The sequence below is a fragment of the Frankia sp. R82 genome, from assembly GCF_023716925.1.
In the GTDB taxonomy this organism is placed as follows: Bacteria; Actinomycetota; Actinomycetes; order Frankiales; family Frankiaceae; genus Frankia.
The window spans coordinates 1-12881 of the sequence record NZ_JAMQQG010000070.1; the positions used below are offsets into that span (position 1 = coordinate 1).

The 12881-nt window shown below is 69.7% G+C and carries 11 protein-coding genes and 1 pseudogene; 7 read left to right on the forward strand and 5 right to left on the reverse strand.

Translation table 11 applies throughout. The annotated features are described in order from the left end of the window. The 5 genes and pseudogenes from ND747_RS13845 to ND747_RS13865 all read left to right on the forward strand — a co-directional run. Positions 1-305: pseudogene (locus ND747_RS13845) on the forward strand (acyl-CoA dehydrogenase); the annotation flags it as partial. After that, complete coding sequence (locus tag ND747_RS13850; protein ID WP_251733985.1) at positions 293-916, forward strand: SAM-dependent methyltransferase; 624 nt, start codon at positions 293-295, stop codon at positions 914-916. The pseudogene ND747_RS13845 and the gene ND747_RS13850, both read left to right, overlap by 13 nt. Beyond that, positions 913-1758: a glycosyltransferase gene (locus ND747_RS13855; RefSeq protein WP_251733987.1), complete on the forward strand. Its 846-nt coding sequence runs from the start codon at positions 913-915 to the stop codon at positions 1756-1758. The genes ND747_RS13850 and ND747_RS13855 overlap by 4 nt, the downstream gene beginning before the upstream one ends. A gap of 58 nt (positions 1759-1816) precedes the next feature. Further along, a complete protein-coding gene (locus ND747_RS13860; RefSeq protein WP_251733990.1) occupies positions 1817-2887 on the forward strand; it encodes a YihY/virulence factor BrkB family protein in 1071 nt (356 codons plus the stop codon). Positions 2888-3722: 835 nt separating this feature from the next. After that, on the forward strand, positions 3723-4595 hold the full coding sequence (locus tag ND747_RS13865) for an HAF repeat-containing protein (protein WP_251733992.1): 873 nt from the start codon (positions 3723-3725) through the stop codon (positions 4593-4595). Positions 4596-4648: 53 nt separating this feature from the next. Here ND747_RS13865 and ND747_RS13870 read toward each other — a convergent pair whose 3' ends face one another. Next, positions 4649-5338 (reverse strand): hypothetical protein, encoded by a 690-nt coding sequence (locus tag ND747_RS13870; RefSeq protein WP_251733994.1) that lies wholly within the window; start codon positions 5336-5338, stop codon positions 4649-4651. 1554 nt (positions 5339-6892) lie between these two features. On the opposite strand from ND747_RS13870, the gene ND747_RS13875 reads away from it, so the two are divergent. Continuing rightward, the gene (locus ND747_RS13875; RefSeq protein ID WP_251733996.1) at positions 6893-7324 is read left to right on the forward strand and encodes a helix-turn-helix transcriptional regulator; all 432 of its coding nucleotides are present in this window, start codon (positions 6893-6895) and stop codon (positions 7322-7324) included. A 73-nt stretch (positions 7325-7397) separates the two neighbouring features. Here ND747_RS13875 and ND747_RS13880 read toward each other — a convergent pair whose 3' ends face one another. Continuing rightward, a complete protein-coding gene (locus ND747_RS13880; protein ID WP_251733998.1) occupies positions 7398-8000 on the reverse strand; it encodes a hypothetical protein in 603 nt (200 codons plus the stop codon). 1093 nt (positions 8001-9093) lie between these two features. Between ND747_RS13880 and ND747_RS13885 the strand changes: the two genes are divergently transcribed. Further along, positions 9094-10068: a carbohydrate kinase family protein gene (locus ND747_RS13885; RefSeq protein WP_251734000.1), complete on the forward strand. Its 975-nt coding sequence runs from the start codon at positions 9094-9096 to the stop codon at positions 10066-10068. A 115-nt stretch (positions 10069-10183) separates the two neighbouring features. Here ND747_RS13885 and prpB read toward each other — a convergent pair whose 3' ends face one another. The 3 genes from prpB to ND747_RS13900 form a co-directional block, all read right to left on the reverse strand. Next, positions 10184-11077, reverse strand: coding sequence for a methylisocitrate lyase (prpB, locus tag ND747_RS13890; RefSeq protein WP_251734002.1), 894 nt, complete (start codon positions 11075-11077; stop codon positions 10184-10186). Next, the gene (locus ND747_RS13895) at positions 11077-12627 is read right to left on the reverse strand and encodes an MmgE/PrpD family protein (RefSeq protein ID WP_251734005.1); all 1551 of its coding nucleotides are present in this window, start codon (positions 12625-12627) and stop codon (positions 11077-11079) included. The genes prpB and ND747_RS13895 overlap by 1 nt, the downstream gene beginning before the upstream one ends. Positions 12628-12698: 71 nt before the next feature. Next, positions 12699-12881 (reverse strand): hypothetical protein (locus tag ND747_RS13900; RefSeq protein WP_251734003.1); only part of this gene is annotated, 183 nt, incomplete at its 5' end.

Below are 12881 nucleotides of genomic sequence, written 5' to 3' on the forward strand. Positions count from 1 at the left end.
GGGTCGACGTGGCCCTGGGGTCGGCCCGCGACGCGCTGCGGTATGCGGCCGACGCGGTCGACGCCGCCCCCCAGGCTGATCACAGTCGGTTGGCGCGGCGGGTGCGCGCCACGGTGGCCGAGGCCGCCGCCGTCGTGCTGACCCGGGTGGGACGGGCGCTGGGACCCGCCCCGCTGGCCGGTAACCCCTCGCATGCCCAGCGGGTGGCCGATCTGGAGGTCTACATCCGACAGGATCATGCCGAGCGGGATCTCGCGGAGCTCGGTGTCGCGGTCGCCGCCGAGGACCCGGGATGGCAGCTGTGACGAGCCTGCCCGGCGACTACTTTGACGCCCTCTACGCGGACCGGGCCGATCCGTGGGGTTTTCGGACCCGCTGGTACGAGCAACGCAAACGAGCCCTCACCATGGCGCTGCTGCCCGAGCGCCGGTATGCCAGCGGGTACGAGCCGGGCTGCTCGATCGGGGTGCTGACCCGGCTGCTGGCCGGCCGCTGTGATCGGCTGCTCGCCACCGACGTCGTCCCCGCCGTGGCCGAGCAGGCTGCGGCCGACCTGGCCGACCTGGCGCACGTGCGCGTCCAGGTCGGCGCGGTGCCGGCCGACTGGCCGTCGACGTCCTTCGATCTGGTGGTGCTCTCCGAGGTCGGGTACTACCTCGACGACCGGGATCTGGCGGAGCTGGCCGCGCGGGCGACCACCGGTGCCACCACCCTGCTCGCCGTCCACTGGCGCCACCCGGTGGCCGACTACCCGCTCGGCGCCGGTGAGGTCCACGCGGCCCTCGACCGGTCGGCGACGGCCGCGGGGATGACCACGCTGGCCACCTACCAGGACCATGATCTGCTCGCCCAGGTCTGGTCGGACGAGCCCCGCTCGGTGGCCGTCCGTACCGGTATCTGGACGCCGCCGCCGTGAGCAGGCCGTCCCCACCCGATCGGATCGGGGTCGTCATCCCCGCGCGGGACGAGCAGCAGCTCATCGGTCCCTGCCTGGACGCCGTGGCCACGGCCGCCGCTCATCCGGGGGTGGCCGGCATCCCCGTCACCGTCCTGGTCGTCCTGGACTGCTGCCGGGATGCCACGGCGGCGCGATGCCGGGCCCGCGCGACGCCGACGCTCGGGGTCGAGCTGCGCAACGTCGGCGCGGTGCGCCGCGCGGGCTTCGCCGCATTGATCGGCAACGACGGCCTCGAAACGGCACGCCCGGCCGGTGGTGGGCCTGGACCGGACGCCGTCTCCGGAAGTGGGTCCGGTCCCGGGGGCGGTGCGCTCTGGCTGGCCACCACCGACGCCGACACCCGCGTCGCACCCGACTGGCTCACCGTCCAGCTTCGGCTGGCCCGGGCCGGCGCCGACGCCGTCCTCGGCATCGTGACGGTGGACGACTGGAACGAACTGCCCGCCACCCTGCCCGCGCGTTACCGGGCCGGGTACGTCCGGCTCGACGGCGCCGAGCGGTCCCATCCGCACGTCCACGGCGCGAACATGGCCGTGTCCGCCGCAGCCTATCTTCGCGCCGGCGGCATGCCGGGCCTGCCGGTGGGTGAGGATCACGCGCTGGCCACCCGACTGGCGGCGCTGCCGGGCGTCAGCGTCGTGTCGAGTACCGCGCTGCGGGCCACCACGAGCGCCCGAGCCAGATCACGGGTCCAGGGTGGCTTCGCCGACCACCTGCGGGCGCTGGCCCTCCCCCGGACCGGGCCACCCGTCCGTACCGACGGACGCCCCGTCGCGGAGGCCGACCCCGTCACCAGATGAAACCGGCCGAACTCCCTGATTCGTGGGATACCGCGCAGCGGCGGGGAACCGGAAAGGCATGGTGGCGCTCAGGAGAAGACGCGGTCAGCGTACGGAGCTCGCGGTGGGCACCGGCCCGGACGATGCGGTGGAACGGGCTGCGCCGGATCGGCTTCACGAGCTACCGGCCGCCTCCTGGTGGGCGGTTCTGCGGCGGACCGTCACGGAGTTCAACGACGACGCCCTGTCCGACCGCGCCGCCGCGCTCACCTACTACGCCATTCAGGCGATCTTCCCGGCGCTGCTGGTACTGGTTTCCCTGCTGGGCGTGGTCGGCAAATCCGCAACCACCACCATTCTGGATAATGTCGAGCAGCTGACGCCGGGTTCGGCCCGCGACATCGTGCGGGACGCGGTGAACGGTATCCGTGACAGCGGCGGTACCGGAGGTGTGGTCGCCCTGATCGGGCTGGCCGGCGCGGTCTGGTCGGCGTCCGGGTACGTCGCGGCGTTCATCCGGGCCGCGAACGCCGTCTACGACATTCCCGAGGGTCGACCTGCCTGGAAGATCGCGCCGCTACGGGTCGCGGTGACCGTGGCGATGATGGTGCTGCTCGCGCTGAGCGCCGTGATCGTCGTGTTCAGCGGCGGGGTCGCCCGGCAGGCCGGTGCCGCGCTCGGTCTGGGGCAGACGGCGGTCGACGTCTGGTCGTACGCGAAATGGCCGGTCCTGGTCTTCTTCGTCATCCTGATGATCGCGCTGCTGTACTGGTCGGCGCCGAACGTACGCCATCACGGCTTTCGCTGGGTCACGCCGGGCAGCGGACTGGCCCTGGCGATCTGGATGGCCGCCTCGGCCGGGTTCGCCTTCTACGTCGCGAACTTCGGTTCGTACAACAAGACCTACGGCACGCTGGCCGGGGTCATCATCTTCCTGGTCTGGCTGTGGCTGACGAACCTCGCGATCCTGCTCGGTCTGGAGTTCGACGCCGAGCTCGCCCGCCAGCGGGCCATCGCCGGGGGCCAGCCGGAATCCGTCGAGCCCTACACCCGCCCGCGCGACACCCGCGGCTGGCCACGCCGCGTCGTACGTCGGTCCCACCGTCCCGCCGGCGGGACCTCCACGCCGGACGCCGGTCACACCGCGTGATGCCCGGCGGTGGGCGACGTCCAGATCATCGGTCTCGGACAACGTCCGCACCGGGTCTTCACAGACTTCTATGGTCGTCACCACCGCCCACCTGGCGAGATGTTTTACCGGAGACAAAAGCCGATCACGAAAGGGTCACGGGAGGAACACGCCCACAGGTTCCCGACCGGTCCGGTATCGCGCGCCACATGGCGACCCGCTGCCGGTGGTCGACAGCGCGCCGGGACAGTTCTCGGTATTTTTTCGGGACGAGTGCCGACCCAACGTCGAACAACCTCCCACCTATCTCTCCCCCGGCCCGCAAATGATCCGGCACAGGTAAGATCGATCGTGGTATCTGTGTGGCATTCCTCCGTGTCGTTTCCTTCGGTGTGCATCCTGCTGCTGCGATCCTCTAGCCCGCATCAGCACCGAGCAGCGCACAGCCCGGCCGTCATGTCGCGACATTCGAACCTACGGTCCGGACTGGAATCGAAGGGATCTTCCAATGTTCGGCAACGATCGCCGCGCGCTCCTGGGATTTCTGGCCGCTACGGCCGCCGTGGCGCCGTTGCTGCCCGAACAGGGAACAGTGGCGACCGCGTCGACCTCAGCGGTGGAATCGGCGAGTGCCGGGCCTCTGCGCACGTCTGCGGTCACCCCGAATCCCGGAGTGGAGGCCGGATCGAAACCGACTCGGATCCTGTCACCCCAGCCATGGCCGGGGGTGGTGACCTGCGGGAACCGGCGAGGCCTGTGCGCCGGATACTGGCAGATCTCCGCGGATGAAATACTCGGCTTCATATGGCTGGCAGGCAGGGTTCGGCTGACACTGGGCAACTGTCGGCCCATCCAGATGAACGAGTCAGGCGAGCTGGTCGGGGAGACCGTCCGACGCTACGATCGCCAGGCGTTCCGGTGGGCGAACGGCGTCCTGCAGCCACTGGGGTTTCTCGGCGGAGGGGATGGTCAGGGCGGCCGAGTGAGCACCGTGGCTGCCATCAGCACCAGCGGCATCATCGCCGGCAGCAGCACGACCGATACCGCGGCCTCCCATGCCTGGCGGATCGTGCACGGGCGGATGCAGGACATGGGAACCCTGGGCGGAGACCACAGCACGGCGACCGCCGTGAACGATCGCGGACAGGTCGTCGGAGCCAGTTCCCTGCCTGACGGGACGACCCATGCATTCGCCTGGTCCGACAGTCGGATCTACGACCTGGGCACCCTCGGTGGTTCCAGCAGCACCGCGCAGGCGGTGAACAACGCAGGCTGGGTCGTCGGCTCGAGTACGACCGCTTCGGGCAGGTCGCACGCCTACCTCTGGCGTCGGGGGTACATGACCGACCTTGGCGTGCTCCCCGGCGATCAGGCCAGCGAGGCGGTGGCCATCAACCGGCAGGGCAACGTGCTGGTGCGCAGCATCGGGGACCGCCAGCGTGCCTTTCTGTGGGTGGAAGGCAGCCGGACGGAGATCTCCCTGCCCACCGGAGGTTTCGATCCGGCCGGTCTCACCGACGACGGCCTCGTGGCCGGCATGGTCCAGTCGCCTGCCGGCGGATCGCATGCCGCCACCTGGCACCAGGGCGTCCTGCGACAGCACGAGGGTCTGGGCGGTCGAGACAGCTCCGTGGTGGCGACAACGTCCAACGGCATGCTGCTGGGCAGCTCGGCCACGGCGGACAACGGCCGACATGCGGCCGTGTGGCCCGCGACCCCAGGCGCGTGAGTCGCGTGCCGGCCGGCCACGCCCGGGTGTGCTCCGCTCCATCGCCGTCCCGCTCAGAGCTCGACGACTTCCAGCCGAGTCGTCGTTTCCGCCGTATCAGCCGCCCGCGCGGTCGCCAGCAGGCGAGCGGCGACGGCCAGCTCGGGCGGCACGGCGGCGATGACAAACGGATGTCGCCGGGAGATGTCCGCCAGCAGCAACCGGAGCCGACTCAGCTCGACGGCCGTGTGTGCGACATGCACCATGCCGACGACATCGGCGTCGAAAACAACGATCCCGTGCGGGATATGGGCACCGACCGTCGTGTTCGCGACGTTCTCCAGCCGCCACTGGCGCTCGCTCACCCATCCGCGCATCTGCAGGGTGGCGACGCCTGATCTCTCGATCTGCAGCCTCGCCCGGCCCGCCAGCGCATGGCGCACGGAGCGGGTCGACGTGCCCCCCTGGACAGGAACGTCAAGGGTGCCCTCGCTGACGAGATGGGCACCCTCGGTGGTCAGCCGCACGAGCCGGCCCTTCCCCGCGAGCATCGGCTCCGCGCGGACGACACCCGCCTTCTCCCACCGGCGGACCACCGAGCGCACCGCATTACGTGACAACGGCGCCTTCGGGCTGACCAGCTGCGATATGTCCACTTCAAAGATCGCCCCCATGTCATAGATCCATTCGATGGCGTTGAGATCACGCCCGTTCAGGCGGATATGTCCGGAATCCGCCCTTCTTTTCAAACTCGACTCGGTCATGCTTGCTCCTTTCACGTCACCCGGCCCGGTCGTCCGGAGCCCGGCTCCGGCACCACCGGGAGGCGAGCTCCTCGGGTGAGCAGCCCGGACCGCACGGGTATGCGCGACCAGTCGCCAACCACCCGATCTTCACATGATCACTGTTCGGTAAGGCTAGTCATCCATGCCCGCCACCACGGCAACAGGCCACGCCGGGATCACATATTTCCCGGTGATCCACAAAAGGACCCCGACCGACTGGAATTCATTTACCACATCGGCCGTTCCGGCAGATTTTCCCGCCCCTCTGGCGTTCGGGTTGTGGCGAAGGCCACCCGGTCCGAACCAGGGGTACACCGAATCCGCATTACCTGCTCGCCAAATCCTCGTCATCGGCCCGTCTACACCCCTTCCCGTATCGCCGTCGACCCCGATTCGCCTGCAGGGCAACAGGAACGAGGTGGAGACAAGGTCACTCCCGAAAGGGTCCGGGATGCATCTTCGGTCAACCGGAAGATCCCGTCAACGACGCGCGAACTCGCCCGCGTGGCTCCACGCCGCCACCCGGAACCCTCGCTAGGATCTCGTTTACGAACTCGCCAGGACCAGGCGACCCGGATTTCGTTTTCGACGCCTCGAAAAGTACAAGGAGAACATTATCGGAGTCAGCTGATGCGAACCCCTCTGCCGGAGCGTTGCGCGCGTAGCAGTTACTCGGCGACGTTCGGAGCAGGGATAGGTCGCACAGATTCGCGTTCGGGTCGGGCAGGGGCGGTCCTCGTGGCCGTGCTGGTCGCCTCGGTGGGCGTGGCGCAGGCCGAGGGCGGGATCAGCTGGCTCCGGCCGCGAGCCCGACGGCGTCGGAGCCAACCTCAACCAGCCGCCGGGGCCCCGGCTGCGTCTTTCATCGACCCCCCGTCGGTCGCGCGGTACAGGGCGTTGTGGGAGGTGCCGGCAGTCGGCCTTCGGCATCGTGCGGAGCGACCCGCCGTGAGATCACCCGGCGTCGTGTCGAGGGCGTGGTGGGCTGGCACATCTGCCGCCGCGGACGTCAGGTCCGCCGGCTGAGGCAGGGCCGCCGCCAGCAGACCACAGACAGCAGACCACAGACAGCAGACCACAGACAGCAGACCACAGACAGCACACGCGACCGGATTCCCACCGGGCACCGAGATATCCCGCACCATACAGCAGGCATGGCCGATAGTCGGCAGTACGGCGAGTCTCCGGCGTCGCGGAACAGAAGGCAGACCTTCCCTTGACGCTCAAACCGGTTGATGATCCGAATTTTCGGGCGGGTGGACTCAGGGCAGTCGGGGAGATCTTCGCATCGATGCCCATCATGCTGACCGGTCTGGCAGGTTCAGATCACAGGATGGTGGCGGTGAACGCGGCCTGTCGCCGCACGTTGAACCGGGAAACCTGGTGGGGATACCGCTGCTCGAGGTGTTTCCGGAGCTGGCGGGTCAGCAGGTGGGGGTCGCGATGTCGTCACCGCGCTGCAACGGCAGCTGCTGCCCGGGGGCCTGCCGGTTCTTCCCTCGGTGCGCATCGCGGCGAGCCGTCCGCTGGCCGATGCGGACGAGTCGGCCGGCGGCCGCCGCCATGCTTTCGGCGTTCCCCAACACCTGGATCACCGAGCCACGGCACTACGACCGCACCGCCGCCACCCCCGCCACCCCCGCCACCCTGGCGCGTGCCGTCGCGTTCATCGACGCCGACGCCGATCTCGACATCAGCGCCACCGACATCGCCCGTGCGGCACCCGTCACCGTCCGCGTGCTCCAGCTTGCCTTTCGCCGTCGCCTGGACACGACGCCCATGGCCTATCCGCGCCGCGCCCGGATGGACCGCGCCGACGCGCAGCTGTTCGCGGCCAATCCTGGCGACGGCACCACCACCGTCACGGATGTAGCCCCCCGCTGGGGCCACGTCAGTCCCAGCCGCTTCTGCGCCCGTTACCGGGACACCTTCGGGCAGGCCCCCAGCGACACACTGCGCAGCTGAACCGGGAATCCTGCGGTTTCAACGCCGCGCCAACGCCGAGATCAGGATGCGGACCGGGTGGCCGGCATCGCGGTCAGAGTCGGATGACCTCAAGTCGGGCCGACGACCCCGACGACCCTTCGGCCGAGGCGGTCGCCAGCAGGCGGGCGGCCCCCGTCAGGTCGGATGGTACGGCAGCGATCACGAACGGATACTGGCGGTCGATGTCCGCCAGAAGCAACCGGAGCCGGTTCAGCTCGACCGCTGTGCGGGTGACGTGCACCAGTGCGCCGACGCCGCCGTCAAGCAGCGCGATCCCGTGCGGGACGTGCCCACCGGCCGCCGCGGTCGCGGCGTTCTCGAGCCGCCACTGGCGCTCGCTCACCCACCCGTGCGCCTGCAGGTCGGAAACACCCGATCTCTCGATCTGCAACCGCGCCCGACTCGCCAGCGCATGGCGTACGGAGCGGGTGGGCGTCTCGGCCGCGGCGGGGAGACCGTCGGCGGTGTCATCGCTGACGAGCAGGGCGCCCTCCACGGTCAACCGCACGAGACGGCCCTCCCCCGCAAGGACCGGTTCCGCCCGCACGACCCCCGCCTTCTCCCAGCGGCGGACCACCGAGCGCACCGCGTTCCGCGACAGGGGCTGCTTCGGGCTGACCAGAAACTGTATGTCTATTTCGAAGATCGCCCCCATATTGAAGATCCATTCGAAAGCCAGGAGGTCTCGCTCGTTCAACCGGATAAATCCGAAATCAGCCCTCTTCTTGTGAGGCTCCTCGGCCATATACCATTCCTTCCGCGTCCGATCGGCCCAGGCCGCGAGGACTTAAGTCCCGTGCCACCCGAGAGAAAGTCTCGGTCGACGGGCGGTCCGGACTTCCCGGGACACCACCGCCGGTCACCGATCTCACCGGCCGCCACGTGATCATCTCTTTTGCCAGGGTAGCCAGGTATCACCGCGACCTCGGAGACAGATCACATCGGGGCCACGCATTCACCGATGATCTCCACGGGGGGTCCGGCCCGCCCGGATGCCTTCACCTCATCTGCCGTTCCGGCAGATGTTCCCGCCCTTCGCGCGCCCGCCCGAAGCCGCGGGCACCGGATATGCGGCGAGCGGTCAGCATCATCACTTACACCCGCTCGCTAAATCCTGGCCAAATCCTGGTTATCGGACCACCGAGCCTTCTTCCGTCAGGCGCGGCGCGCCCGGTTCTCCCTGGGGGACAGGGCAAGAAGCAAGATCCGGGGCTCTTCCGCGATCCGTCTCCGGCAGGTCGGAAGAGTCCTGCCGGCAGCTCACGAACTCACCCGCGTGGCTCCCTGCCCACACGTACCCTCTTCGCTAGGGTCACGTTCGCGAACCCGCCCCGACAAGGCACTGGAACCTGAATCCACGATGCGTTCCCGGCGCCAGGTGGATATCAGTGGGATAGACAAAGGCGGACGCCGCCACATACACATCGTGTGCACCTGCGGTCTTTCGGTGACGACCGGAGGAGGGAGGGACGACGCAGCCCCGTGCACGGATGTCGATCCGTATCGAGCCGCGCCGCCGGGCAGAGCCTTCTCGACGAGTCATGTTTCCACAACTGCGAGGTCACCATGTCGGATCCAACGTCAACCAGCCGCCGGGACCCGGCTACGTCTTCACCGGTCCCCGGCCGGCCGTATGGCACGCCGCGCTTTGGGGCGGCGCTGACCGATGACCATCCGATCGGGTGCGCCCGACCGGCGAAGGGTCTGTGCCGGTCGGTCCACGCGGGCTATCTGAGGAGCGACCAGCCATGAAGTCGTTCGACGTCGTGTCCGTGGGTGTCGTGGGCTGGGAGATGGAGCTTCTTGTCCCCGCGATGCCCGACGCCGCCGGCTCGGCCCAGGTCCGGGAGCGGCGAAAGGTGCCGGGCGGCGCAGGGGCCAACGTCGCGGTCGCCGCCGCCCGCCGTGGTGCCTCGGTGGCACTGGTCGGGGTGATCGGGCAGGACGCCGCAGGCACGGATCTGTGTTTCCAGCTCGCCGCCGAGGAGATCGACATCCGGTCGCTTGTTCGACGGCCCGGCATGCCGACTCCGTTGCTGCTCAGCCTCGTCGACGACACCGGCTCGGTCCGATACCTGGAACACCTGCCGGAACAGGCCCGGCTGGCCGTTTCGGACGTGCCCGGGGCGGCATCGGCCTTCGCCCACGCCCGGGTCGTGGTGATCTCCATGGTGGGACCGGCCGCCGCGGCCGTGGTCGTCGCCCGCGCGGCGCGCGACGGAGGCGCCAAGGTCATCATCGACGGCGCGCCGGACGACCCTCGTTGTCTGGCGGCCCTGCTCGCGCTGACGGACGTCGTCCGCGCGGACGCCGAGGACATGGCCGCCCTGGTCGGGTATCCCGTCAGGGCGCCCGCGGAGGCCATCATCGCGGCTCGCGCGCTGCTGCTGTGCGGACCGTCGCTGGTGGCCATCACGCTCAGCGACGGAAGCACTGTGCTGGTCTGGGCGGGCGGAGCGATGTCGGTCAATGCGGATGTGCGGCGGGGCCTCGTCTCACCGGAGGTGGGAGCCGGGTTCATCGCCGGCCTGGCGGTCGCTCTCAGTCGGGAGATCACCCGGGACCAGGCCGGGCGGCATACGGGTCGACCGGCGGTCGCGACCGCGGTCACGGATCCGGGCCGGGCGGCTGGCCGCATGGACGCGGTGGAGCAGGTGCTGGCCCTGCTGGGAATCGAGCCGGGCTGGCCGCAGAAGACCCCGCAGATATCCCAGCCGTGGTAGTCACCGGGGCGAAGGCGCTTCCTGGCCCGGGACGGCGATCGCGAGGGTGCCGCTGCTCACCCCCGTCCGGTGCCCGCGGTTCTGCCCGGGGCGTCTCAGCCGGACCGGCTCGGACTCAGGCCCGGAAGGTGAAGATGTCCGTGTCGAAGGAGTTGTAGGCGGAGTAGTCGAGTAGTTCGTAGAGGCGGGAGCGGGTCTGCATGTGTTCGACGAGGCCGGCCTGGGTGCCGTCGGTGGCTATCCGGCGCAGTCCGTCCTCGACCGCCCCCATCGCAAGGCGAAGCAGGGTGACGGGGTAGATGACGAGGTTCACGCCGGCGGATTCCAGGGTGCTGGTGGTGAGCAGTTCGGTTTTGCCGAACTCGGTCATGTTCGCGAGGATCGGCACGGCCACGGCCTTGCGGAGGGCTTCGAACTCGCTGGCGTCGGCCAGCGCCTCGGGGAAGATCATGTCGGCGCCGGCGTCGGCGTAGGCGCGGGCCCGGTCGATCGCGCCGGTCAGGCCCTCGATGGCGCGGGCGTCGGTGCGGGCGCAGAGCAGGAAGTTGGGGTCGCGGCGGGCGGCGACGGCGGCGCGCAGCCGGCGGAGCATCTCCTGCACCGGGACGACGGTCTTGCCGTCGAGATGGCCGCAGCGTTTGGGATTGACCTGGTCCTCGAGATGACAGCCGGCCAGGCCCGCATCCTCGAGCGTCTGGATGGTGCGGGCGACGTTCATCGGCTCACCGAAGCCGGTGTCGGCATCGACGAGGGTGGGCAGATCGGTGACCCGGGCGATCTGCCCGGCGCGGGTGGCGACCTCGGTGAGCGTGGTCAGGCCGATGTCGGGCAGGGCCAGGTCAGCGGCGAGCACGGCGCCGGAGACGTACACCCCGTCGAAACCGAGCTCGGTGATCAGCACCGCGGACAGCGGGTTGAACGCGCCGGGGAACCGCAGCAGCCGGCCCGAACGCAACGCGGCCCGCAACGCGGCCCGACGCTCGTGGGCGGGGATGCCCGCGTGCAGCATCAGAAGATGCCGTCGGTGCCACTGGCCGTCAGCGGCAGGGCGGGCGTCAGGGTGAGGCCGGCCAGTTCGTCGGGGCGCAGATCGGGCAGCCTGGTGGCGACGTCGAGGAAACGGTCCTGCTCGGCGGCGGGGATGACGCCCTCGGTGAGGCGGCGGAACTTGGCGACGTACTCGGTGCGTGCGAACGGGCGGGCGCCGAGCGGATGGGCGTCGGCGACGGCGATCTCGTCGATCAGCGTCGAACCATCGGTGAAGCTGACCACGACCCGCCCCCCGAACGCCTTCTCGGCCGGGTCACTGCTGTGATAGCGCCGGGTCCACTCGGCATCCTCCACCGTGCTGATCTTCTGCCAGAGCTCGACCGTGTCCGGCCGGCTGGCCCGCACGGGGGCGTAGGAACGCTCGTGGTGCCAGTCGCCGTCCTGCAGGGCGACCGCGAAGATGTAGGGAATCGAGTGGTCGAGGGTCTCCCGGGTGGCGTACGGATCGTACTTCTGTGGATCACCGGCCCCGGAGCCGATCACGACATGCGTGTGGTGGCTGGTGTGCAGCACGATCGACGCGACCCGGGTGAAGTCCCCGATCGCCGGGCCGAGCCGGCGGGCCAGATCGATCAACGCCTGGCTCTGGTACTCGGCGGAGTGTTCCTTGGTGTAGGTGTCGAGAATCCCGCGCCTGGGCTCCCCCGCCGCGGGCAGCGACACGACATATGTGGCGTGGGGGCCGTCGAGGAGCTGCGCGATCACCCCGTCCGCGCCCTCGTAGACCGGGGCGGGCGCGCCCTGGCCACGCAGCGCCCGGTCGACGGCCTCGATGGCGATCTTGCCGGCGAACGCCGGCGCGTACGCCTTCCAGCTCGAGATCGTGCCCTTGCGGGACTGTCGCGTGGTCGTCGTCGTGTGCAGCGCCTGCCCGATCGCCTGGTAGATCGCCTCCACCGGCAGGCCCAGCAGCGTGCCGATACCGGCCGCGGCCGACGGGCCCAGGTGGGCGATGTGGTCAATCCGGTGGGCGTGCAGGCAGATGCCCCGCACCAGGGCCACCTGAATCTCGTATCCGGTCGCAAGCGCGCGCACCAGCTCCCGCCCGCCCGGGGGCTGCTTCCCCGGACCATGCCCGCCCGGGGGCTGCCACGTGGCGAACTGCTGGGCGACGGCGAGGATCGGCGGGATGTTGTCGCCGGGATGGGAGTAGTCGGCGGCCAGATAGGTGTCGTGGAAGTCCAGCTCGCGCACGGCGACCCCGTTGGCCCAGGCGGCCCACTCCGGTGAGATCCGGGTGGACGCCGCCAACCCGAACACCGTCGCACCGGCCCGTCCGGGCGCCGGGGCGTGCCGCAGCGCCTGGTCGCGGGCGGCCGCCACCGGGCCATGGTTCAGGGATGCCGCTGCCACCCCGGCATTGTCGATCACCCGGTTGATCACCATCTCGGTGACGTCGGCGGGCACGGCCACCGGATCGGCGGCCACGTCCGCAAGCTTCCAGGCCAGCTCGGCGGACCGGGCAACCTGCTCACCGCTGCCGAACACACGCACCTGGTGCTCGATCATGGCTGGGTACCTGCCGACCTTCTCGACGTTCGGTGTCGTGCTCACCGGTGAGCGGGCAGCCCGGCGGCCCATCACGACGGCGTGGCCAGGATATCGGCCCGGCCGAGGGCACCGCGACGTTCGAGCACGAGCACGAAAACGAACACGCTGAGCAATTCTTTTGCTACTTTGGGTTCACAATCGGGTAGGGTGCGGTCGTCGCCGATGTCCGTTTGCGCCGACGGCCGGCCCGACCCGGGCCGCGTCGACCGGCC